General features: G+C 61.8%; 23 protein-coding genes. 10 read left to right on the top strand and 13 right to left on the bottom strand.

Going from position 1 to position 20,639, the window contains the following annotated elements; genetic code table 11:
• Nucleotides 1–248: 248 nt before the first annotated feature.
• On the top strand, nt 249–1,478 hold the full coding sequence (locus tag DM813_RS04920; RefSeq protein ID WP_128322307.1) for a hypothetical protein: 1,230 nt from the start codon (nt 249–251) through the stop codon (nt 1,476–1,478).
• 38 nt (nt 1,479–1,516) lie between these two features.
• Here the strand turns inward: DM813_RS04920 and DM813_RS04925 are convergent, their stop codons facing one another.
• From DM813_RS04925 to cysK, 4 genes are all read right to left on the bottom strand, one after another.
• A complete protein-coding gene (locus tag DM813_RS04925) occupies nt 1,517–2,407 on the bottom strand; it encodes a DMT family transporter (RefSeq protein ID WP_128322308.1) in 891 nt (296 codons plus the stop codon).
• A gap of 106 nt (nt 2,408–2,513) precedes the next feature.
• Complete coding sequence (locus tag DM813_RS28405; protein ID WP_164897208.1) at nt 2,514–2,675, bottom strand: hypothetical protein; 162 nt, start codon at nt 2,673–2,675, stop codon at nt 2,514–2,516.
• A 187-nt stretch (nt 2,676–2,862) separates the two neighbouring features.
• Nucleotides 2,863–3,798, bottom strand: a complete 936-nt coding sequence (locus DM813_RS04930; protein WP_128322309.1) for an aspartyl/asparaginyl beta-hydroxylase domain-containing protein — start codon at nt 3,796–3,798, stop codon at nt 2,863–2,865.
• 162 nt (nt 3,799–3,960) lie between these two features.
• The gene (gene cysK, locus DM813_RS04935) at nt 3,961–4,935 is read right to left on the bottom strand and encodes a cysteine synthase A (protein ID WP_128322310.1); all 975 of its coding nucleotides are present in this window, start codon (nt 4,933–4,935) and stop codon (nt 3,961–3,963) included.
• Between the two features lie 131 nt (nt 4,936–5,066).
• Here cysK and DM813_RS04940 point away from each other — a divergent pair, with 131 nt between their 5' ends.
• From DM813_RS04940 to DM813_RS04950, 3 genes are all read left to right on the top strand, one after another.
• Nucleotides 5,067–6,140, top strand: coding sequence for a DUF748 domain-containing protein (locus DM813_RS04940; protein ID WP_128322311.1), 1,074 nt, complete (start codon nt 5,067–5,069; stop codon nt 6,138–6,140).
• 137 nt (nt 6,141–6,277) lie between these two features.
• Nucleotides 6,278–7,123, top strand: a complete 846-nt coding sequence (locus DM813_RS04945; RefSeq protein ID WP_028943141.1) for an AAA family ATPase — start codon at nt 6,278–6,280, stop codon at nt 7,121–7,123.
• A 17-nt stretch (nt 7,124–7,140) separates the two neighbouring features.
• Nucleotides 7,141–8,319 carry a vWA domain-containing protein gene (locus DM813_RS04950; protein ID WP_128322312.1) on the top strand — a complete coding sequence of 393 codons (1,179 nt, stop codon included), beginning with the start codon at nt 7,141–7,143 and terminating at the stop codon, nt 8,317–8,319.
• Nucleotides 8,320–8,429: 110 nt separating this feature from the next.
• On the opposite strand, the gene DM813_RS04955 is transcribed toward DM813_RS04950, so the two are convergent.
• Genes DM813_RS04955 through DM813_RS04970 form a run of 4 tightly spaced genes read right to left on the bottom strand, consistent with a single transcriptional unit; the run spans nt 8,430 to nt 12,112 of the window.
• A complete protein-coding gene (locus DM813_RS04955) occupies nt 8,430–9,350 on the bottom strand; it encodes a biotin-dependent carboxyltransferase family protein (RefSeq protein WP_128322313.1) in 921 nt (306 codons plus the stop codon).
• Complete coding sequence (gene pxpB / locus DM813_RS04960) at nt 9,347–10,051, bottom strand: 5-oxoprolinase subunit PxpB (RefSeq protein WP_128322314.1); 705 nt, start codon at nt 10,049–10,051, stop codon at nt 9,347–9,349. Before pxpB ends, DM813_RS04955 begins: the two co-directional genes overlap by 4 nt.
• The gene (locus DM813_RS04965) at nt 10,048–10,800 is read right to left on the bottom strand and encodes a 5-oxoprolinase subunit PxpA (RefSeq protein ID WP_128322315.1); all 753 of its coding nucleotides are present in this window, start codon (nt 10,798–10,800) and stop codon (nt 10,048–10,050) included. The genes pxpB and DM813_RS04965 overlap by 4 nt, the downstream gene beginning before the upstream one ends.
• A gap of 25 nt (nt 10,801–10,825) precedes the next feature.
• On the bottom strand, nt 10,826–12,112 hold the full coding sequence (locus DM813_RS04970; RefSeq protein WP_128322316.1) for an MFS transporter: 1,287 nt from the start codon (nt 12,110–12,112) through the stop codon (nt 10,826–10,828).
• A gap of 143 nt (nt 12,113–12,255) precedes the next feature.
• Here DM813_RS04970 and DM813_RS04975 point away from each other — a divergent pair, with 143 nt between their 5' ends.
• Nucleotides 12,256–13,167, top strand: coding sequence for a LysR family transcriptional regulator (locus tag DM813_RS04975; protein ID WP_128322317.1), 912 nt, complete (start codon nt 12,256–12,258; stop codon nt 13,165–13,167).
• On the opposite strand, the gene DM813_RS04980 is transcribed toward DM813_RS04975, so the two are convergent.
• Genes DM813_RS04980 through DM813_RS04990 form a run of 3 tightly spaced genes read right to left on the bottom strand, consistent with a single transcriptional unit; the run spans nt 13,164 to nt 14,981 of the window.
• Nucleotides 13,164–13,685, bottom strand: a complete 522-nt coding sequence (locus DM813_RS04980; protein ID WP_128322318.1) for a DUF2937 family protein — start codon at nt 13,683–13,685, stop codon at nt 13,164–13,166. The genes DM813_RS04975 and DM813_RS04980 overlap by 4 nt on opposite strands.
• Nucleotides 13,686–13,695: 10 nt before the next feature.
• Entirely contained in the window at nt 13,696–14,469 is a 774-nt protein-coding gene (locus DM813_RS04985) for a class II glutamine amidotransferase (RefSeq protein WP_128322319.1), read from the bottom strand.
• 23 nt (nt 14,470–14,492) lie between these two features.
• On the bottom strand, nt 14,493–14,981 hold the full coding sequence (locus tag DM813_RS04990) for an MFS transporter (RefSeq protein ID WP_128322320.1): 489 nt from the start codon (nt 14,979–14,981) through the stop codon (nt 14,493–14,495).
• Between the two features lie 86 nt (nt 14,982–15,067).
• On the opposite strand from DM813_RS04990, the gene DM813_RS04995 reads away from it, so the two are divergent.
• Both DM813_RS04995 and DM813_RS05000 read left to right on the top strand, forming a co-directional pair.
• Entirely contained in the window at nt 15,068–17,119 is a 2,052-nt protein-coding gene (locus tag DM813_RS04995; protein ID WP_128322321.1) for a S9 family peptidase, read from the top strand.
• 95 nt (nt 17,120–17,214) lie between these two features.
• The gene (locus tag DM813_RS05000) at nt 17,215–17,685 is read left to right on the top strand and encodes a Crp/Fnr family transcriptional regulator (RefSeq protein ID WP_128322322.1); all 471 of its coding nucleotides are present in this window, start codon (nt 17,215–17,217) and stop codon (nt 17,683–17,685) included.
• On the opposite strand, the gene DM813_RS05005 is transcribed toward DM813_RS05000, so the two are convergent.
• The gene (locus DM813_RS05005; RefSeq protein ID WP_128322323.1) at nt 17,682–17,960 is read right to left on the bottom strand and encodes a hypothetical protein; all 279 of its coding nucleotides are present in this window, start codon (nt 17,958–17,960) and stop codon (nt 17,682–17,684) included. The two genes, DM813_RS05000 and DM813_RS05005, sit on opposite strands and share 4 nt — an antisense overlap.
• A gap of 126 nt (nt 17,961–18,086) precedes the next feature.
• Here DM813_RS05005 and DM813_RS05010 point away from each other — a divergent pair, with 126 nt between their 5' ends.
• From DM813_RS05010 to DM813_RS05020, 3 genes are all read left to right on the top strand, one after another.
• On the top strand, nt 18,087–18,458 hold the full coding sequence (locus DM813_RS05010) for a YajD family HNH nuclease (protein ID WP_128322324.1): 372 nt from the start codon (nt 18,087–18,089) through the stop codon (nt 18,456–18,458).
• Nucleotides 18,459–18,530: 72 nt separating this feature from the next.
• Nucleotides 18,531–19,001 carry an RNA methyltransferase gene (locus tag DM813_RS05015; RefSeq protein WP_045187641.1) on the top strand — a complete coding sequence of 157 codons (471 nt, stop codon included), beginning with the start codon at nt 18,531–18,533 and terminating at the stop codon, nt 18,999–19,001.
• 65 nt (nt 19,002–19,066) lie between these two features.
• Complete coding sequence (locus tag DM813_RS05020; protein WP_128322325.1) at nt 19,067–19,426, top strand: YgaP family membrane protein; 360 nt, start codon at nt 19,067–19,069, stop codon at nt 19,424–19,426.
• On the opposite strand, the gene DM813_RS05025 is transcribed toward DM813_RS05020, so the two are convergent.
• A complete protein-coding gene (locus DM813_RS05025) occupies nt 19,423–20,637 on the bottom strand; it encodes a hypothetical protein (RefSeq protein ID WP_128322900.1) in 1,215 nt (404 codons plus the stop codon). The genes DM813_RS05020 and DM813_RS05025 overlap by 4 nt on opposite strands.
• Nucleotides 20,638–20,639: the final 2 nt, after the last annotated feature.

A 20,639-nucleotide genomic window follows, 5' to 3' on the forward strand; every position in this document is an offset into this window, starting at 1 on the left:
AATTGTTTCAAATATAAATAATTGTTCTATATGGGATTTTTATAACTTCCGCGCAAACTTTCGCACTGGCACAGTTCCTGCTCTTACCTTACTGGGTTTAACCATTGAACAACGAACCACCTATAAAACAATAAAAGTCCAATACCTTTAGCCACGTGCGCATCATCGCTGATTCCTCGTTAACGCCTTGTTCCAGGCGGCGGACAGCTGTTGCCCACAGAAATGGCTCAACCTTGCAGGGCAATGATATGAACAAGTATGTGGTAAGCCTGGGCCTGATCCTTGGCAGTTGCGTAAGCTTCGCCTCCGAACCCGGCCCGGCCGCCCCCGATCAGCCGCCAGCGGTAAAAAAGCCTTTTCCACATATCGCCTGGCGCAGCGATGATGGCCAGAGTTCACTGGATATTGGCGGCGCTTTGCGGGTGAACTATCGAGATGAACATTGGGATACCACTGAGAACAACGGACGCTTCCTGTTCGACACCTTCCGCATCGATGTCCAGGCCACGCACAAACAACTGTTCAGCGATGTCGGCTACTGGTTCCAGGACGACGGCAAGCGCTCCATCGACCGCGGTTATGTCGGCTACCGCTTTAGCCCCAACGCCAACCTGCAACTGGGTGCACCGTTCAAACCCTTCGGCCTTGAGCCTTACCCGCAGTTTGGCTGGAGCTACCACATCCCGTTTTTCATGGGCTATGGCGTCAGCGCCGGCACGGGCCTGAAGTACAGCTACAAAGACAAAGACTGGGACCTGCAACTGGGTTACTTCCCGCGCATGCTGCCCAGCGGCATTCGCTACTCGCCAGAGGTGGGTCGCTATGCCGACCTGGACGACAACGCTGTTGCCTTTACCCAGTCGCGTCAGGACAACGAGAAGCGTAACCAGATCAACGCGCGGGTTGCCCGGACGTTCGCCGGCGATGGCTGGAAAACCGAAATTGGTGCATCACTGGCGGCCGCCGAGCTCTACAACGCCACCACCCGCGATGATGGCGACTACTGGGCAGGCGGTGTGCACGCCATCGTCAATGCCGGGCCGTGGACGGTGACCAGCCAGGCCATTCGTTATGAATTCGATCCGAAGAACCCCGACGGCGTCAGCAACGATTCGGTACTGATGGGCGGCAACGGCCTGACCCCGGCGTTCCTGATCGCCTCCAAGGCCACGATTGGCTCGCTCAACCTCGGCTACGACATCTTCACCCCCGGCTTGGGGCAGTTGAAGAAGGTCAAGTTGTACACCGACTACAGCCGGATGATGAAAGACAAGAGCGGCTGGGACGACTCGCAGATGTTCACCGTCGGCGCGCAGTTCCTCGCCATGCCGATCATGGCCTGGGTCGACTTTACCTGGGCGAAGAACGCCAACCCGTTCGGTGGCGCCGAAAACGGTACCGGCTGGACCAGCACCAGTTCCATCGGCAGCAACGACTGGTATTACCGCACCAATATCAACATCGGCTACTACTTCTGAATCAAAGCCGCCCGGCCAAGGCCGGGCGGCGATGCAACCTAGTCGGCCTGAAGCTGTGCCGCGGGCTGGGCTGGCTTGCGGAACACAAACAGCAGCCCGATCACGATCAAGCCCATGCCCAGCAGGCTCAGCGCTGCCAGTCGGTTACCGAAGATCAGGTAGTCCATGACCGCCGTCACCGCCGGTACCAGGTAGAACAGGCTCGTGACGTTGACCAGGTTGCCACGGGCGATCAGCCGATACAGCAGCAATGTCGCCAGCAGCGAAACCACCAACCCCATCCACAGCAAGGCGCCGATGAAGCTGCCGGTGAGTTCAACGTGCAGCGGTTGCAATGGCGCGAACAGCGCACACATCAACAACCCGGCGATGTACTGCAACGGCAAGGTGCCCATGGGATTGCTGGTGATGCGCTTTTGCATGATCGCACCAAAGGTCATGCTGGCCAGCGCCAACAGGGCAAAGAGCATCCCCGTCAGGGACACCCCGCCCAGGTTGATGCTTTGGTACACCACCATGATCAACCCGCTCAGCCCCAGCCCCAGGCCGAACAGCCGGCTCCAGGAACGCTGACGTTCCATCACCATCACGGTGAGAATGGGTTGCACGCCCATGACCGTGGCCATGACACCGGGGGTCACCTGGGTGTTCAGCGCCAGCAGGTAGAAGATCTGATAGGCACCGAGCAACACACAACCAGTAGCCAACGCCTGCAGCACCCCCGCCCGCCCGCGCGGCCAGCGCAGCTTGAGCAACGGCGCGAGCAGCAACAGGCCGCCCAGCGCCAGGGCCGAGCGCAGCAGCAGGAATGCAAAGGGACTGGCGTGGGCAAGGCCCAACTTGGAGACGATCGCCCCGCTACTCCAGAGCAGGACGAACAGGCTGGTGGTGGCCGCCGAGGCCATGGATTCTTTCGATAGAGCAAACATGAATGCCACCTGTATTCGGGCAGATAAGCCGAACGGTGCTGCCTGTTGGAGGCAGCCAACCGTATTCAGTAGGGTTCAGGTGTGACGGGACGCAGCGGTTGGCCGCTTAGCCCAGCACTACCACGCCTGGTGGTGCGACAACGCACACAACCACGCTACTGACAGGTGGTGGGTAGTGACTGATCATGGCCGGCTGCTGAGACCCACGCACGACTACCACCGCGTCGGGCGCGGTAGCGAATACGGTGCTGAGTGGGGAAGCTGGCATGAGCAGGTCTTCGGTGAGGTGAACTGTGGCTGACTATAGAACAGCCTGTTTCGGGCGTGCAAGCCGATTATTGGGCTTGCCCTTGCACACTTCAAAATTTACACCGCCCCTGTGGGAGCGGGTTCACCCGCGAAAAGGTCACTCCGATTTCACCGGCCCCTTCGCGGGTGAACCCGCTCCCACAGCATCAGAACAACCAGTGATACAGCAGGTAGGCAACCAGCACTGCCAGCACCGGGCGCAGTATCCGATAGGCCTTGGGATTGGCCCGCTTGAACTGTTTGACCCGGCTGCTGATCACATTGCTGAAGCGCTTGCTCCAGGCATAGGCCTGGTTGATACCGCCGACTCGCTCGTCATCGGTGTTCTGCGGCGCGGTAGCACGGCCGAGAAAGGCACTGACACTGCGGTTGATGCGGGTCATCAGCGAATTGGTGAGCGGACGTTCGACATCGCAGAACAAAATCACCCGCGTGGTCTCGGTCTCGTTCTTCACCCAGTGCACATAGGTTTCGTCGAACATCACGTCTTCACCGTCGCGCCAGGCGTACACCTGACCGTCGACGTAGATGCGGCAGTCGTCGGAGTTGGGTGTCGACAGCCCCAGGTGGTACCGCAGGGAGCCGGCAAACGGATCGCGGTGCGGGTTGAGGTGACTGCCACCGGGCAGCAAGGCAAACATCGCGCCTTTCACGTTGGGAATGCTGTTGACCAGCTCGACGGTCTTGGGGCAAAGCACTTCGGCAGACGGCAAGGGTTTGTCGTACCACTTCAGGTAGAAACGCTTCCAGCCCTTCTTGAAGAACGAACCGAAACCGGCGTCGTTGTCTTTCTCGGCGGCGCGGATGTACCCCTCGTCGAACAGGTGCATGGCCTCTTCGCGGATGGCTTGCCAGTTGTCCTTGAGCACATCGAGTTCGGGAAAGCGCGTGCGGTCCAGGTAGGGCTTGGACGGCACCCCGGAGAACAGGTACATCAGCGCGTTATACGGCGCGAACAGCGCCGAATGGTTAACGAACTGACGCAACATGGGCAAACGTGCCTTGCCGCGCAGGTGCACATACAGCGTGCTGCCGAAAAACAGCAGCAAAACACCTGCCTTGGCGACAAAGGAAAAGGTCATGCAACACTCCTTGGAATTTCGATCTGGCCATCGCTGCCGGATTAATCGGGCATCATAAACCCATCTGGCCCCGGTAAAAACAACCGGGGCCAGCATTCTGTATTAAGGATTGTGCAACAAAGCCCTGCGCCAATTATTGCCCTTGATCAGCGCCAGGGCGCTTTATTGCTGGTTCTCCTGGTCCGTGAACAGGTCACTGAAGAGCATGCTCGACAGGTAGCGCTCGCCCGAATCAGGCAGGATGACCACGATGGTCTTGCCCTGCATTTCCGGTTTCTCTGCCAGGCGCACGGCGGCTGCCATGGCCGCGCCACAGGAGATCCCGCAAAGGATCCCCTCCTCCTGCATCAGGCGCAGGGCCATCGCCTTGGACTCTTCGTCGCTGACCCGCTCAACCTGATCGACCATCGACAGATCAAGGTTCTTCGGGACGAATCCGGCACCAATCCCCTGGATCTTGTGCGGGCTGGGTTTGATTTCTTCGCCCGCCAGGGCCTGGGTAATCACCGGCGAAACACTGGGTTCGACCGCCACCGAGAGAATGGCCTTGCCCTGGGTCTGTTTGATGTAGCGCGATACACCGGTAATGGTGCCGCCAGTGCCGACGCCGGCCACCAGCACATCGACAGCGCCGTCGGTGTCGTTCCAGATTTCCGGGCCGGTGGTCTTTTCGTGAATTGCCGGGTTGGCCGGGTTATCGAACTGGGCCGGCATGAAGTACTTGGCCGGGTCGCTGGCGACAATTTCACCGGCTTTTTCGATGGCACCTTTCATGCCCTTGGCCGGCTCGGTCAGTACCAGTTCGGCGCCCAGGGCCTTGAGGACCTTGCGGCGTTCGATGCTCATCGAGGCCGGCATGGTCAATTGCAGCTTGTAGCCGCGGGCGGCGGCAACAAACGCCAGGCCAATACCGGTGTTGCCCGAGGTCGGTTCGACAATCGTCATGCCCGGCTTGAGTTTGCCGCTGCTTTCGGCGTCCCAGATCATGTTGGCGCCAATCCGGCATTTGACCGAGTAACCCGGGTTACGCCCTTCGATCTTGGCCAGGATGGTCACACCGCGGGGGGCGATGCGGTTGATCTGGACCAGCGGCGTATTGCCGATGGAGTGCGCGTTGTCAGCAAAGATACGGCTCATGACGGGGTCCTTTTGGCACCGGTGCGGAAAACTTCAAGGGTAAGCCCGACGCACCGATGCGTCCACATTCTGCGAACGCTGACTCGCGGCGGGGGTCAACCGGTCTATAGCCACTTGCACAGGTTCTGCCGATGAAACGCCGCTATCGCTGGCCCTTATGGGGATTGCTGGGAGTTGTCTTGCTGCTGGTCAGCCTGCACCTGGCGCTGCCCCTGCTGGTGCGCAACTACCTCAATGACAAACTGGCCGACATGGGCGACTACCGCGGGCAGATCACCGATGTCGACCTGGCCTGGTGGCGTGGCGCCTACACCATCAATGGCCTGAACATCGTCAAGACCACCGGCAAGGTGCCCGTGCCCTTCCTCGAGGCGCCGTTGATCGACCTGTCGGTCAGTTGGCGTTCGCTGTGGTACGACCATGCGGTGGTCGCGGAAGTGACTTTTGTGCGCCCCCAGCTGAACTTTGTCGACGGCGGCAACAAACAGACCTCACAGACCGGCCAGGGCACCGACTGGCGCCAGCAGCTGGAAAAGCTGTTGCCCATCACCCTCAACGAAGTGCGAATCGACAGCGGCACCCTGACGTTTCGCAATTTCACATCCAAGCCGCCGGTCAACCTCAAGGCGACCCGGCTGGATGCCAGCATCCGCAACCTGACCAATGTCCAGGACCTCAAAGGCCGGCGCGATGCCCGCTTCGAAGGCAAAGCCCGGCTGCTGGGTGACGCCAGCGTGGAAAGCAACGCCACCTTCGACCCGTTCAGCGACTTTGATGATTTCCAGTTCCGCCTGCGCGCCACCGGCATCCAGTTGCGTCAACTCAATGACTTCGCCAGCGCTTATGGAAAATTCGATTTCAACGCAGGCCATGGCGACCTGGTGATTGAAGCCGAAGCGCAAAAAGGCCGGTTGCATGGCTACATCAAGCCACTGTTGCGCGACGTTGACGTGTTCAACTGGCAGCAGGACGTCAAAAATGAAGACAAAGGCTTTTTTCGCTCGATTTGGGAAGCGCTGGTCGGCGGCAGCGAGACGGTGTTGAAAAATCAGCGCAAGAACCAGTTTGCCACCCGGGTCGAACTGAGTGGCAGCGTGCATAAAAGCGATATCAGCGCCTTCGAGGCGTTCCTGCAAATACTGCGCAATGGCTTTATCCAGGCCTTCAACGCACGCTATGAGCAACCGCCGCCCAAGTCTGACTGAGTCATGGCGTGACGCTCCATTCAGAGACTGAATGGAGCGTCTGCGTTCCCACTCGGCCGATGGCCGCGTTATAGTCGTGCATGACAATTTTCCGCCAGGGGCCATGCATCCCCGGCGCTACGTTAGAGGATCGGTTCATGAAGTTCGAAGGCACCCGCGCATACGTCGCCACAGACGACCTGAAACTGGCGGTCAACGCGGCGATCACCCTGGAGCGACCGTTGCTGGTCAAGGGCGAGCCGGGCACCGGCAAGACCATGCTCGCCGAGCAGCTGGCCGAATCCTTTGGCGCCAAGCTGATCACCTGGCACATCAAATCGACCACCAAGGCCCATCAGGGACTCTACGAGTACGATGCGGTCAGCCGCCTGCGTGACTCGCAGCTGGGCGTCGACAAAGTCCACGACGTGCGCAACTACCTGAAGAAAGGCAAGCTCTGGGAAGCGTTCGAGTCCGAAGAGCGCGTGATTCTGCTGATCGACGAAATCGACAAGGCCGACATCGAGTTCCCCAACGACCTGTTGCAGGAACTGGACAAGATGGAGTTCTACGTTTACGAGACCGACGAGACGATCAAGGCCAAGCAGCGCCCGATCATCATCATTACCTCGAACAACGAGAAAGAACTGCCGGATGCCTTCCTGCGCCGCTGCTTCTTCCACTACATCGCCTTCCCGGATCGCGACACCCTGCAGAAGATCGTCGACGTGCACTACCCCAACATCAAGAAAGACCTGGTCAGCGAAGCGCTGGACGTGTTCTTCGATGTGCGCAAAGTACCGGGCCTGAAGAAAAAGCCGTCCACCTCCGAACTGGTCGACTGGCTGAAGTTGCTGATGGCCGACAACATCGGCGAAGCCGTGTTGCGTGAACGCGATCCGACCAAGGCCATCCCGCCGCTGGCCGGCGCCCTGGTGAAAAACGAACAGGACGTGCAATTGCTCGAGCGCCTGGCTTTCATGAGCCGTCGCGGTAATCGCTGAGCCCGGGGGCAATTGCCATGCTGCTCAATCTGTTCAATGAAATGCGCGCGGCCAAGGTGCCAGTGTCGGTACGCGAGCTGCTTGACCTGCTCAATGCACTCAAGCAGCGCGTCACCTTTGCCGACATGGACGAGTTCTACTATTTGTCGCGGGCGATCCTGGTCAAGGACGAACGGCATTTCGACAAGTTCGACCGGGCGTTTTCCGCCTACTTCAAGGGCCTTGAGAACCTCAACCAGCACCTCGAAGCGCTGATTCCCGAAGACTGGCTGCGCAAGGAGTTCGAGCGTTCGCTGACTGACGAGGAGCGCGCGCAAATCCAGTCCCTGGGAGGCCTGGACAAGCTGATCGAAGAGTTCAAGAAGCGCCTGGAAGAGCAGAAGGAACGCCATGCCGGCGGCAACAAGTGGATCGGTACCGGCGGCACCAGCCCGTTCGGTTCGGGCGGCTACAACCCTGAAGGCATTCGCGTCGGTGACGCCGGCAAGCGCCAGGGCAAGGCGGTCAAGGTCTGGGACCAGCGTGAGTACAAGAACCTCGACGACCAGGTCGAACTGGGCACACGCAACATCAAGCTGGCCCTGCGCCGGCTGCGCAAGTTCGCCCGCCAGGGTGCGGCCGAAGAGCTGGATATCGACGGCACCATCGACCACACCGCGCGCGACGCTGGCTTGCTCAACATCCAGATGCGTCCCGAGCGGCGCAACAGCGTCAAGTTGCTGCTGCTGTTCGACATTGGCGGCTCGATGGACGCCCATGTGAAGATTTGCGAGGAGCTGTTCTCGGCCTGCAAAACCGAGTTCAAGCATCTTGAGTACTACTACTTCCACAACTTCGTTTACGAGTCGGTGTGGAAGAACAACATGCGCCGTACTTCGGAACGCACTTCGACCATGGACCTGTTGCACAAGTACGGCGCCGACTACAAAGTGGTGTTCGTCGGCGACGCTGCCATGGCGCCCTACGAGATCACCCAGCCGGGTGGTAGCGTCGAGCACTGGAACGAAGAAGCCGGTTACGTGTGGATGCAACGCTTCATGGAGAAGTACAAGAAGCTCATCTGGATCAACCCGTATCCGAAGGACACCTGGGGCTACACCGCGTCGACCAACATCGTTCGCGAGCTGGTCGAAGACCGGATGTTCCCGTTGACCTTGCGCGGGCTGGAAGAAGGGATGCGGTTTTTGTCCAAATAACACCGAGCCTTGTAGGAGCGGATTCATCCGCGATGGCCTGCACAGCAGGCCTATATCTAGGGCCGCGTTGCGCCCCATCGCGGCGATCCGGCGCCCCGGTAAATCCGCTCCTACAGTTCAAACCGCTGCAGATAGTCCCGCTGTTGTTGCCAGGCCGACTCCTGGACCACCGGCTTGAAACGCACCACATTCCCCGGCAACAACTGCGCCAGGCGTGCCAGCGCCAACGGCGTCAACGCGCCCAGGCGTGGGTAACCACCGATGGTCTGGCGATCGTTGAGCAACACGATCGGCTGCCCATCCGGCGGTACCTGTACTGCGCCCAGCGGAATCCCCTCGGAAATCATCGGCGCACCCTGATACTGCAAGGCCGGGCCCAGCAAACGCATGCCCATGCGGTCGGCGCGGCTGTCGAGGGTCCAGTCGCGGTTGAATGCCTCGAACAGGCTCTGGCCACTGAAGTCACCGATCTGCGCCCCCAACACCAGATCAAGTGCACTGACGTCACCAAAGTCAGGTCGCAACGCCTCGGGCACTGTTTTCAATACGGGCACGGGACGGTCATATGCCAGCTGTTGCCCCTTGGCCAACGGCGAACCAAACCCATCCAGCCCGCCCAGTTCCTCGCGCACCACGCTCGCGCAACTGCCCAGCACCTGCGCTGCAGCAAAGCCGCCCGGCGCGGCCAGATAAGCCCGCGCACCCTGCACAGGTTGATTCAGGCGCAAGCGCTGGCCCCTGCTCAGGGTGAAGCTGGACCAGGGCTTGAGCGGCTCACCGTCGATCCGCGCATCCAGATCGGCGCCCGCCAGCGCCAGGCAGCAATCGTCCTCGGCGACCAGACTGAAACCGCCCAAAGTAACTTCCACCACCGGCGCCTCGGCAGGGTTGCCCAGCAGCCAGTTGGCCCAACGCATAGAGACCCAGTCCAGTGCCCCGCCCTGGGTCACGCCCAGGTGGCGCACGCCGAACCGACCGGCGTCCTGCAGCAGGCACAGCGGCGTGCTGGCCTCAATCGACAAGCGGCTCATGCCAAGGCCTCCAGCGGGGTATCGTCGCCGCCCAGGTTGATGAAGGTGGTGTGGTCGACAGCCACGAAACGCACCCGGTCGCCCGGTTGCAACAGGCTGTAGCCGTCCCGCTCACGGTCAAAAAGCTTGCTCGGGGTACGGCCGATCAGGTTCCAGCCACCGGGTGACACCGCCGGGTAGGCCGCGGTCTGACGCTCGGCGATGCCGACGCTGCCGGCCGCCACGCGCTTGCGCGGCGTCGCCAGGCGCGGCGCCGCCAAGGCTTCTTCAACCAGGCCCATGAACGCAAAGCCCGGCGCGAATCCCAGGGCGAACACCTGATACTCGCGTTCACTGTGACGGCGCACGATGTCGGCCACCGAGGTAGCGCAGCGCTCGGCCAACAGGGCCAGCTCCGGGCCGACACTCAGGTCGTACCACACCGGAATCTCGTGCAGACGTCCGCCGCTGCCGTTGTCCGGGCGCAGGTTTTCCAGCGCTTCGCGCACCAGGGTACGGGCCTGCTCCGGTGACAGGTGCAGCAGGTCGAAATGCACCATCGCCGTGGTGTAAGACGGCACCAGGTCAATCAGCCGCTCGCCGAACACGGCGCGCAAACGCTGACTGGCCGCCAGCATCCACGGCATGTTGGCTTCATCGATGGCGTCGAACAAGCGCACCATCAGGCAGTCGATGGCCACCGTTTCAATGCGGTAGTTCATGACGCCACCAGTGCATCGAGCGCCTGGCGAATCTGCTGCACGGCGGCCACCGAGCTGTCGTTGTCGCCATGCACGCACAAGGTGTGTGCCTGCAAGTGCAGCTCACTGCCGTCCGCGGCGACCAGTGCCTCGCCACGGGCCAGGCGTAACGCCTGATCGACGATCACCGCCGGGTCGTGATGCACGGCGCCTGGCAGGCGCCGCGACACCAGGTGACCGGCGGCATCGTAGGCGCGGTCGGCAAACGCCTCGAACCACAAGGTAACCCCGTACTCGTCGCCCAGGGCCTGGGCGGCGCGGTTGTCGGCCGTGGCCATGAGCATCAGCGGCAGTTGCCGGTCATAGCTAGCTACCGCTTCGAGCACGGCTCGCAGTTTGAGCGGGTCGGCCATCATGTCGTTGTACAGCGCGCCATGGGGTTTTACGTAGGCAACCCGGGTGCCTTGCGTCCGGCAGATGCCATCTAGGGCACCGATCTGGTAGTGCAGCAGGTCGCGGATTTCCTCGGCGCTGCAGGCCATGGAACGGCGGCCGAAGCCGGCCAAGTCCTGGTAGGCCGGATGGGCGCCGATCCGCACATCACGGGCGACTGCCAGGGCCACGGTCTTGCGCATGATGCCCGGGTCGCCGGCATGGAAACCGCAGGCGATGTTGGCGCAATCCACAAAGGGCATGACCTGGGCGTCCAGGCCCATGGTCCAGCTGCCGAAACTCTCACCCATGTCGCAATTCAGTAGCAGGCGGCTCACGTCTGTAACTCCTTCAGGCTTGGCCTTAACGGGCTTCTAGTTCTTTGCCACGGGTTTCCGGCAAGCTCAACGCGGCCAGAATCACCACCCCGTAGGACACCGCTGCAAATGCGCCGATACCCAGACCCAGCGGTACCTTCTGGCTGAGCATACCGATCAGCAGCGGGAAAAGCGCCGCCAGGGCACGCCCGATGTTGTAGCAGAAACCCTGCCCCGAACCACGGATGCGAGTGGGAAACAGCTCGGTGAGAAACGCCCCCATGCCGCTGAAGATACCCGAAGCGAAAAAGCCCAGGGGGAAGCCAAGCCAGAGCATCACGCCATTGCTGACCTGCATCTGGGTGTACAGCAGGACGATGACGAACGAACCCACGGCGAACAGGATGAAGTTCTTTTTGCGTCCCAGCAGGTCGGTCAGATAGGCACTGATCACGTAGCCGACATAGGAGCCGAAGATCACCATGGCCAGGTAGCCACCCGTGCCGAGCACACTCAGGCCACGCTCGTTCTTGAGGAAGGTCGGCAGCCAGGAGGTGATCGCGTAGTAACCGCCCAACGCACCGGTGGTCAGCAGCGAAGCACGAATTGTGGTGAAGAGCATGCCCGGGGCAAAAATTTCATAGAAATGCGACGGTGCTGCGGTCTTTTCCGCCGCCTTGGCCTGGCGGTAGATCTCCGGATCCTTGACCAGGCGACGAACGAAAATCACGAACACTGCCGGCACGATACCCAGCAGGAACAGTGCGCGCCAGGCGTCTTCCGGCGGCAGCAGGGAGAACAGCACGGCGTACAGGATTGCCGTCAGGCCCCAGCCAATGGCCCAGCCCGACTGCACCATGCCCACCGCCTTGCCACGGTCCTTGGCGCGGATGACTTCACCGATCAGCACCGCACCGGCGGTCCATTCACCGCCAAAGCCGAAACCCATCAGGGTGCGGGCGATCAGCAGTTGTTCGTAGTTCTGTGCAAAACCGCAGAGGAAGGTGAAAAACGCGAACCACAGCACTGTCAGCTGCAGGGTGCGCACCCGGCCGATACGGTCGGAGAGGATACCGGCGATCCAGCCGCCCAGGGCCGAGGCAATCAGGGTGCTGGTGTGGATCAGGCCGGCTTCGGCGGTGGTGATGCCCCACAGGGCAATCAGGGTGGGAATGACGAAGCTGAGCATCTGGGTGTCCATGCCATCCAGACCGTAACCGATCTTGCAGCTCCAGAACGTCCGTCGTTCCTGCTTGTTGATGTTACGGTACCAGTCAAAGGGCCCCGCCACTGTCCTGGTTTCGACCTGTTGCTGCACGCCCGATGGGTTCATGGTTGCCTCAGCTTGTTGGTATTGTTTTAAAGGCGGCGATCTTTGTCGCAACCGTGACCGATATTTTTCGATGGGGGCGCAGCGACGTCCAACGAGAAAAACCAGCGGTCTGGCATAAGAAAAAATTGATCAGTGAGCACAGCATGAACCTCAAGTTCCTCGAAACCTTCGTCTGGGTTGCCCGGCTCAAGAGCTTTCGCCTGACCGCGGAAAAGCTCTTCACCACCCAGGCCTCGATTTCCAGCCGCATCGCGGCGCTGGAAAACGATCTCGGGGTCAAGCTGCTGGTGCGTGACTCGCGGGGCGTCAGCCTGACGCCTGAGGGCAGCAAGGTGCTCGAGTACGCCGAGCAGATGCTCGACACCGCCAGGGCGCTCAAGCAATCGCTGGACAGCGACCGGGCAAAAGTCGGACGTGTGCGTCTCGGGGTGATGGACACGGTGATCCATACCTGGATGAGCCCGCTGGTCGCCGAGTTGATGGAGCGCTACCCCCAGGTTGAAATCGAACTGGTCGCCGATACCGCGCTCAACTTGCGCGAACAGCTGCAAAAAGGCTTTCTCGACGTGATCCTGCAAACCGACCTGCTGCGCCAGGAATCGATCCGCAGCCTGGACCTGGCGCGCTACCCCATGGGCTGGATTGTCGCCAGCCAGTCGATCTACAACCGCGACTATGCCTCGCTTGGCGAACTGGCACGTGAGCGCATCGTGACCTTTTCAAAAAACTCCAGGCCGCATCAGGAAGTGCTCAGCTTGCTCCAGGCCGAAGGTGTCAGCACACCCCGGCTGAACTGTGTGAACTCGGTGGCGGCGATCACGCGCTTGCTGCGTGACGGTTTCGGTATCGGTGCCCTGCCCCCGGCGCTGGTCAGTGAAGAACTGGCGCGGGGCGAACTGACGCAACTGTCGCTGGTGCCACAACCACCGAGCCTGGAGCTGGTGGTGGCCTGGCAAACCGGTGTGGAGCTGGTCGATGAAGTGGTGGCTCTGTGCCGCAATGTACTGGAGCGCTATGCCGCCAATGCCGGGCCCGAGCGCATCAAGCTGGTCTAGCGCCAGCTCTCCGTCACCGCCTTGCGCCGCCCGCCAAGTACCACCCAGCCCAGCAGCACCAACAGGCTTTCCACCAGCAGTGCCAGCAGCAACGCACAGCTCAGTCCCCAGGCCAGCGCCTCGGGCTTGAGCAGTATCTGGTAGCTGTAACCCTTGAGCGTTTCCTCACGCAGCTGGCTGTCGGCGTTCGCCAGTACGTGCCAGGTGCGCGGTAGCCATGGGCCCTGAAGCGCCTGCCACTCACGCTCGAACAGCTGGTTGCGGATCAGCAGGCTGTCGATGCTGTTGGCGTCGCTGTTGAACACCGGATCGTCACTGCTGCGGTAATGGCGTACCAGAGCCTGCAGATCACCGTTGAAGAACCGTTGCGCGGTTGCCTCGAAGCCTTTGAGACCTTCGCGGGACTCCAGCAGGTGCGCTTCGACCCGCTGGCTGTAGGCATCGATCAGCCCAGGTACCTGCACCCCCACCAGCAAACCGAAGGTGAACAGCAGCAAACGCAGGTAACTTCTGAACATGGGCTATTCCTTAGCATTGACCCTGGGTAATGCATTCACCGCGGCGCCACAGCGCCCATTGACCGGGCTCGTAGCGCTGCCAGGTTTCATTCTCGGTCAGCGCTTCGGTGGCAATCACCGTGACCACGTCGTTAGGGGTGGTTTCGGCCTGGAAGTCGACGATCATGTCAACGTCCTTCAGGCGTGCCGGCCCGAAGGGTGCGCGGCGGGTGATGTGCACAAGCTTGGTCGAGCAGAAGCAGAACAGCCAGTCGCCGTCACTGAGCAGGCAATTGAATACGCCCTTGCCACGGTACTGGGCACAGGCCTCGACCAGCACCGGCAGCAATGCTTCGATTTCGACCGGTTCCGGGAACGCCTCGCGCACGCGGTTGAGCAGGTCGCAGAAGGCCGCTTCGCTGTCGGTATCGCCGACCGGCCGGTAGAACGTGGCCTGGCCCTTGAACTCACCCAACTGGCCGTTATGGGCAAAACACCAGTTGCGCCCCCACAGCTCGCGCACAAAGGGGTGGGTGTTGGACAGGCAGACTTTGCCGACATTGGCCTGGCGAATGTGGCCGATCACCACTTCGCTTTTGATCGGGTAGCGCTGGACCAGGTTGGCCACTTCCGAATCGCAGCTCGCTGCCGGGTCCTGAAACAGGCGCAGCCCACGACCTTCATAAAAGCCGATGCCCCAGCCATCACGGTGCGGACCGGTGCGCCCGCCGCGCTGCATCAGCCCAGTGAAGCTGAAAACGATGTCGGTTGGCACGTTGGCACTCATGCCCAGTAGTTCACACATGCTTGACTGCTCCCGGGCAAATCCTACAAGCGCGGCTCGACCCGCGAACGGTTGCCGCCCTGTGGTGCTGGCGGCGGATTGCGATAGCGGTCGCGGCCGTCGGCGGCGAACGCCTCATCGGCCGGCGCCTCTTCAGCATCGCGCTTGGCAGCGGCTTCAGCCTGTTCGCGGCGCACCCGCGCGCGTTTTTCCAGCGGCCAGCGCACGGCCACGAAGACCCCGTACAGAACGAAGGCGATCATGCCGTACATGGCAAGGTCGGCGGCGGCGCGCAATTCGTTGTTGCCGACCTTGAACAGCAGGTCGAGGGCACCGACGGCAATGGCCGGCGCGAACAGGTCCTTGGCGGGGTCGACGATGGTCGGGGTAAACAGCAAAATTGCCATTACCACCCGCAGTGGCTCGCGCAACCAGCGCCACATCCAGCTGGTCAGGCGAAAGCCCACGGCCAGGCACCCCAGGGCAGCCAGGGCGTAAAGGCCCCAAGCGAGCAGATAGTCGTTCTCGGTCATGGTGTCCGTGGCAAGCTAGGCAAATAGACGCTTATGATAAACACATTTGAGCGCGCAGGCGCCCCCCAGCCAAGAGATCCCCCCGCATGTCCGCAGACGCTACTGCTCCCCGCGCCCCGATTGCCCACGTCGCCGAAGGGGCTGACCCTTACGCCTGGCTTCAGGCCCGCGACACCCCCGAGGTGATCGCCTACCTGAACGCCGAGAACGCCTGGCAGGAGGCGCAACTGGCCGATCAGGCAGCGCTGCGCGAGCAACTGTTCGAAGAGATCCGCAGCCGGATCCAGGAAACCGACCTGTCCCTGCCCTCGCCTTGGGGCCCGTACCTGTACTACAGCCGCACCACCGCCGGTGAAGAGTACCCGCGCCATTACCGCTGCGCGCGACCGGCTGACGACAGCAATACGGTCGACGAAGCCAGCGAAGAGCTGCTGCTGGACCCCAACCAGCTGGCCAACGGCGGCTTTCTGTCCCTGGGCGCCTTCAACATCAGCCCCGACCATCAGCGCCTGGCCTACAGCCTGGATACCAGTGGCGACGAGGTCTACACCCTGTACGTCAAGGACCTGGCCAGCGGTGCCATAGAAACCCTGCCGTTCGAGGACTGCGACGGCAGCATGACCTGGGCCAACGACAACCAGACGCTGTTTTTCGCCGAACTGGACGACACCCACCGCCCGCACAAGCTGCTGCGCCATCGCCTGGGCAGCGGTGTTGCCGAAACGGTGTACGAGGAGACCGACGGGCGGTTTTTCCTGCATTGCTACCGCGCCAGCTCCGAACGTCAGCTGATCCTGCTGCTCAACAGCAAAACCACCAGCGAAGCCTGGGTGCTCGATGCCGAGCGTCCCGGGGATGACTTCACCTGCCTGGCGCCTCGCGTCGAAGGGCATGAATACTTCCCTGACCACGGCCAGCTGGACGGTCAGTGGCGCTGGTTCATTCGCACCAATCAGGACGGCATCAACTTCGCCCTCTACCAGGCCGACGCCGACCAGGTACCGCGCCGCGAACACTGGCAATTGCTGGTAGCGCACCGCGACACGGTGATGCTCGAAGGCCTCACCCTCAATGCCGGCGCCCTGACCCTGAGCCTGCGTGAAGGCGGGCTGCCGATCATTGAAGTCCATCCGCAGGGGCTGGCAGCCTATCGCGTAGAGCTGCCGGACGCTGCCTACAGCCTGTACGTGCAAGACAGCCTGGAATTTGTCAGCACCCGCATCCGCCTGCGTTACCAGTCGCTGAACCGTCCGGCCCAGGTGCGCCAGCTTGACCTGGCCACCGGCGCCCAGCAGGTACTCAAGGAAACCCCGGTGCTCGGACCGTTCGACCCGGACGCCTACGTTAGCCAGCGCCTGTGGGCTACGGCAGGCGACGGTACCCAGGTGCCGATCAGCCTGGTACAGCGCCGCAGCGACCTGGGCAAACCGGTGCCGTTATACCTGTACGGCTACGGTGCCTATGGCGAAAGCCTCGACCCGTGGTTCTCCCATGCGCGCCTGAGCCTGCTCGATCGCGGTGTGGCATTTGCCATTGCCCACGTGCGCGGCGGCGGCGAGCTGGGCGAAGCCTGGTACCGGGCGGGCAAGCAGGAGCACAAGCACAACACTTTCAGCGACTTCATCGCCTGTGCCGAGCACCTGATCGCTGAAGGCGTAACCCGCGCCGAGCAACTGGCGATCAGTGGCGGTAGCGCCGGCGGCCTGCTGATTGGCGCGGTGCTCAACCAGCGCCCTGACCTGTTCAAGGCGGCGATTGCCGAAGTGCCGTTCGTCGATGTCCTCAACACCATGCTCGACCCGGACCTGCCGATGACCGTCACCGAGTACGACGAGTGGGGCAACCCTGAAGAGCCTGAGGTGTACGAGCGCATCAAGGCCTACGCGCCGTACGAGAACGTCAAGGCCCAGGCCTACCCGGCGCTGCTGGTGGTGGCCGGCTACAACGACAGCCGCGTGCAGTACTGGGAAGCAGCCAAATGGGTCGCTCGCTTGCGGGTAACCAAGACCGACGACAATCTGTTGCTGCTCAAGACCGAAATGGGTGCAGGGCACGGTGGCATGAGCGGACGCTATCAAGGGCTGCGTGATGTGGCGCTGGAATATGCATTTGTCTTTAAAGTGCTGGGGTTGGTGTAAATCGGGATTTTTGTTGTCTGAACCATTCGCGGGTTTACCCGCGAATAAAGTCACCACATCAACAACAGACACCACACAACAAGAAAGCACCGCACATGCACGAACCGACTCATCTGAACAACGAAATCCGCGACATGCTCATGGACTGTGGCCTGTTCGACCAGCTGCAGCCCGTCGACTTCCAGCACGCCGCCGGTTACTTCGGCATTACCACCCTCGGCGCCGGCGAAGCGATTTTTGCCGAGGGCGATGCCGGCACCTTCATGTGCATCATCCACTACGGCGTGGTTTCGGTACGCAAGACCGACAGCGAGCAGCGTCAGGTCGAAATCGCCACCCTGCGCAAGGGCCGGGCCTTTGGCGAAATGGCCGTGCTCGACGGTGAGCGGCGCTCGGCCAGTTGCGTGGCCGCCAGCAATTGCCAACTGCTCAGCCTGGGCAAAGACTCGCTGGAAAAGATGATCAACGATGCGCCCAAGATCGCCGCCAAGATCATCCGTGCCCTGGCCGTCGCGTTGTCCCGGCGCCTGCGCATGCAGGACGGCCAACGCCTGTCACAGGTCTAGTCGGTTTTCGCCTTGTCCTTGCTGTCCTGGGGCGTCAGCCCCGGCAAGGGTTGATCCCTGGGCGGCGTCGGTACGGTAATGGAAGGTAACAACGGCGAGCCCGGCCGGGCATCGCCGGCGCGCGGTATCGTGCTTGGCGTCACCTGCGGATACGGTGTCGGCGTGGCCGTGCCCGGCGCACCCGGCACCGGCGCGATGGTGCGCGGCTGCAGGTCGGCAGCCATGGCGGACTGCAGGCTGACCAGGGTAAAGATCGCAAGGGTTGAGCAACGCATGCGCAGTCTCCTTCTAGTACCTTCCGACAGGCTACTCCCATGTGCAGCGGTTTGCCTGTCCGAATCGGGCACCATCACGCTAAACTTCAAGGTATAACCGTAACAAGCCCGAGAAAAGGTAATCCCATGAGTTCGGCATCCTCTGCCTCTGCCACCGCACGGCTCGACCGTATCCTTGCCGACGCCAAGCGCGACAAGGAAATGGGCTATCGCGACAAGGCCCTGAAAATGTACCCGCACGTCTGTGGCCGTTGTGCCCGTGAGTTCTCCGGCAAGCGCTTGAGCGAACTGACCGTGCATCACCGTGACCACAACCACGACAACAACCCGCAGGACGGCTCCAACTGGGAACTGTTGTGCCTGTACTGCCACGATAACGAGCACTCGCGCTACACCGACCAGCAGTACTTCAGCGAAGGCTCCACCAGCAGCCCGAGCATCGCCAAGGCCACGCACAACCCGTTTGCCGGGTTGGCTGGCCTGCTGAAAAAAGACTGATCGCAATCCCCTGCCCCACAGCTGCCGGCAAGCCCGTATAATCGCGTTCTTTTTTGCGAAGGGCCCCGGCACGTGGCGAACAAACGGTACAGCTGCATTGGTCTGTTCAACCCCAAGTCAGCGGAGAACGTCGGTTCGGTGATGCGCGCGGCGGGTTGCTACGGCGTCAACTCGGTGTTCTACACCGGCAAACGTTACGAGCGCGCGCGGGACTTCGTCACCGACACCAAGCGTGTGCACTACGACATACCGCTGATCGGCATCGACGACCTGCAGAAAATCATCCCCCTGGGCTGTACCCCCGTGGCCGTCGAGCTGATAGACGGTGCCCGCCCGCTGCCCGAATACACCCACCCGGATCGGGCCATCTACATCTTTGGCCCCGAAGATGGCTCGCTCGACCCAAGCGTGCGTGCCTGGTGTGAAGAAACCATCTACATCCCGACCAATGGCTGCATGAACCTGGCCGCCACGGTCAATGTGGTGCTCTACGACCGCCTGGCCAAAGGCCTGAACACCCGCTCCGGGCCGAAATTCAAGTAATCCGAAGGAACAGCCCGGCGCCTGCGAGGGTCTGCTGAATATCATCGCCCACCAGGAGAATGACCATGTCCGACACCAAGACGTTGATTCGCGTCCTGCAAGACAAACCCGAGCACAACGTACAGGGCTGGGAGCGAGCCGGCTCCGTGGCCGGCGGGATGATCATGGTCGGCAAGGGCCTGCGTCGTGGCGGCCTGCTGGGCATGATTCAGGTCGCCATCGGCGGCGTCGCCCTGGCCCGTGGCATCACCGGGCACAGTTCGGTAAAAAGCCTGCTGGAGCGCGGCCGCAGTGACCTCGACACCCTGCGGGCCAACATCGAGCGCACCGGTGCCGAACTCGACGCCCTCAGGATCAGCGCCGATGCCGCTACGCGGACTGCCACGGTCACCGGTAACGATTCGCTGACGAACCCGAAAAGCTAGCGCAACAGCTTGCTCGAGAGCACTTCGGACGCGCGCCCCAACACACTCTCGCTGAGCTGAACGAACTCTTCGGTCGTGACGCTGTTCAGCCGCATCAAGGCGCGGCTGACATCGTCCAGCGAGCGCTGGTTGTGCGTGTACAAACGGATTTCCCGGTCCAGCGCCTGCAACAGCAACACACCGCGCGCCGTCACCGCTGCATCGGCCTGCTCGGTACGCAGGCTGGTGACGCCAGCGCCACGACGCTCCAGCGCCGCCTGCAGTGCATGATAGCGATCGTCGGTCATACCGCCTGCACGGCGCAGCAATTCGATGGCGTAGTACTCGTTGAGGCTTTCACCAATCCAGTCGCTGGCCTGACGATCATTGATCTGGGCAAACACATGCACCAGTTCGCGCAGCAACGGGCTGGAGCCATTTTCGCTGACCAGCGGGCGGCTGCTGTGCAGGTAGATCGAGTTGTGCCCGGCTCGGGCACCCCGCCAGAGTTCATCGCGTGCGCCGACGAGCAGCAGCTTGGATGGATTACGCGGGAATACGGCCTGCAGTTGCGGCCAGACGAAGGTCAACAGCGTGAGGTTGTCCAGGCGCCGCATACCCTGACCCTGCGGCGCGGCAACACTGACTTCGGTCTCGCCCAGGCGCGCCCGGCGCGTGCCGATGGTACCGGCGATCATCCAGCCGGTCGGGCGGTCGAAAAGACGCGAGACGTTGTCGATGCGAAAGCGCTGCTTGCCGATTCGCGGCCAGGGTGTTTCGACGCTCTTCCAGCCACTGGGCAGCTCGAAGCTCAAGCGCGCCACCAACTCGGTGCCATCCTGCTGGTCGAGGCGGGCCGGCGGCACCAGATCATCACCGCGAAACAGCGCCCAATCCGCAGTCATCCGAGTTTCATAGCCGCCATTGGCAAGCCGGTGCGCCAGCTGCACGCGATAGCTCAGCTGGCTTTTGCCGGGCGCCGGCTGCCAGCGACCGCGCGCCCCGTCGCCTTGCAGCTGCCATTGGCCGTCTGCCTTGAAGTCGCTGTAGGCACCGGCCTTGCCCAGATCAAAGTCCAGGCTGCGTACTGCCGACCCTTCAGCCAGGACCACACGCACCTCGGCCTGCCCGCTCTGGGGCAACAAACGCACGTGATAATCCAGATTGACCTTTTTGGCCCAGGCCGATGAGCTGGCCAACAGCACCAGGGCCAGCAACCAATGACACTGCACAC

It is taken from the genome of Pseudomonas alkylphenolica, assembly GCF_004025535.1.
GTDB lineage: Bacteria > Pseudomonadota > Gammaproteobacteria > Pseudomonadales > Pseudomonadaceae > Aquipseudomonas > Aquipseudomonas alkylphenolica_A.